The organism is Gluconacetobacter sacchari (assembly GCF_014174255.1).
GTDB classification, from domain to species: domain Bacteria; phylum Pseudomonadota; class Alphaproteobacteria; order Acetobacterales; family Acetobacteraceae; genus Gluconacetobacter; species Gluconacetobacter sacchari.
Window position 1 is genome coordinate 1 of record NZ_JABEQJ010000081.1, and the last position, 2,089, is coordinate 2,089.

Annotated in this window: 1 protein-coding gene and 2 pseudogenes; all 3 read right to left on the reverse strand. The window is 63.0% G+C overall.

Going from position 1 to position 2,089, the window contains the following annotated elements; all coding sequences use genetic code 11:
- Positions 1 to 255 (reverse strand): ATP-binding protein (locus HLH48_RS22690; RefSeq protein WP_246387735.1); only part of this gene is annotated, 255 nt, incomplete at its 3' end.
- A pseudogene (gene istA, locus HLH48_RS22695) lies at positions 252 to 1,759 on the reverse strand (IS21 family transposase). The gene HLH48_RS22690 and the pseudogene istA, both read right to left, overlap by 4 nt.
- A 182-nt stretch (positions 1,760 to 1,941) precedes the next feature.
- A pseudogene (locus HLH48_RS22700) lies at positions 1,942 to 2,089 on the reverse strand (transposase); the annotation flags it as partial.

A 2,089-nucleotide genomic window follows, 5' to 3' on the forward strand; every position in this document is an offset into this window, starting at 1 on the left:
ATCGAACGTGGCGAAGGTCTTGCCGCCAGGGAGACCTGACTGCTGGAGATGACGCCCGATCCGGCGGGCATTGCGTTCGGCGACTTCGATTTCGGCCAGCGCGGCGAGGAACCGTGCTGCCGGCCACCCTTCGTTGTCGGCACGTTGAGCCAGGGCCGGCCAATGACGCAGAAAGCTCGGCAGGCGTAATGCCGTCAGGATTGCGGGCAATGTATGGACGTCGACGGCGTGAGGGGTCATTGCGGGCGCGCTCATGGCCGTGCCTCCAGGAGTGCGTCGAAGCTGACGAGGCTGGTCAGGATGACGGGGGTGTCACATGGAAGTGCAGTGTTGCGGCGTTGCAGACGCGACTTGAATTCCTGGGCGTCCGGCAGTTCCCTTTCGGCAAGGGCGGCGGTGATCAACGTGGCCAGTTCGCCCTCACATCCGTCGTCATGGGCGAGGCACAGCAGGCCGACCATCCGGCGGCAGGCATCCTTGCGCGGCAGAGCGGCGGAAAGAGCGGCCCAGGCGTCGGCATATTCCGAACGGGGAAACAGATCCTCGCGATAGACCGATCCGGCCAGCGCCTGTGGCTTGCGGCGCAGGGCGTGAATAACATGGTGATAATTGACGCTATGGAGACGAATGCCATCGTTCCCCTGACGGAGGCGAGGGTGAGAGGCGACAGAGGTCGCTCCAAGGAAAGCTTCGATCCTGTCATCGTAGATATGGATTCTCAGGCGTTTTCCGATCAGTTGGGATGGTGCGGAGTAGAACACACCATGCACGCGGAAGCCGCCGCTGCGGGTAACCCGCACCACCATTTCGGTGAAGTCGGTAGTCCGCCGTGCGGGAAGTGAGCGGAGTGTTGCCATCTCGATGCTCACGACGGCCTCACGACGCCGATTACGGCGGGCGACGAGTTCGTCGACGAAGCGGCGCCAGTCGGACAGGGCTACGAAATCGCGGGAGCCACGCAAGATCAGGGCCTGATCGAGAGCGGTCTTGAGATGATTGTTATGGGATTCAACCGCCCCGTTCTCATGAGCCTCCCCGGGGTTGTTGCGACTGGCGATCATGCCGTAATGGGCGCAGAATGCTTCATAGCGTCTGGTGACGTCGGCGGCGGCGTCCTTGTCGAGATTGCGGTAGGCTGCCGAAAGGCTGTCGGTGCGGTGTTCGCCAGGCACGCCACCGAGCGTCCAGAGCGCATTCTGGAGGTTCTCGGCCAGGGCGGTAAAGCTCTCGCCGCCCAGAACAACGGCGGCATGCTCCCAACCGCTATAGGCCAGAACGAAATGGAAAAGACGGTGGTCCAGGGTCTGGCCCGCGATCGTGATCTCGAGTTCACTGACATCGGTGAAATCTGACAGGGCCATGCGCCCGGGCTCGGGCGTTTGCCGGAAGATCACATCCCGCTCGGGGCCGTGCAAGGCACGCCAACTGTTGACCCGGCGCTCAAGCGTGCGGCGCACACGATCATCGGGGAACGCGTCCGGACAGGTATTTGCAGGTGACGGAGCAGGGTAACCGCCTGAACGGCGGAATCGCGCTGGAGGATCGGCTGCAAGAGTGGCTCCCACATCATACTGAGTGGGTCGGGCACAGTGCGCCCCCGGATCGTCTTGCGCTGGGACGGAAGTGCTGATGCGATTTCAAGGCGACGGGCGGTTCGTTCGCTGAAACCTGAACGGGCGGCAGCAATTCGCTGACTGTGATGACGACGGTCGTTCATGTAAATGCTCACTTGCTGGTCGGTGACAGACTTGCCTGGCATGGTCGGGTCTCAGTTTGATCGCAGAGACCTCGACCTTACCGGCCAGCACCGACCATCCCCATCATGGAGAAGAGCCCACCGGCCGGGTCAGGCGAAGATGCGGGCTGCGCCCACTTCTCCGCCTGATCCGACCGGCCATCTTGGTTGTCGGCGGCGGCCAAGATGGTTGGCGCGCATCAGCGGGCGCAGAGCAGGACATAGGCCATGGAGGCGAACCAGAGGCGCAACTGGTTGGCCCGCATGGTTCCCGAGGAGGTCCGGTCGGCGAACAGGTCGAACTGGCACTCCTTGATCCGGTTCTCCATTTCGCCGCGCGCGCAGTAGATCGCC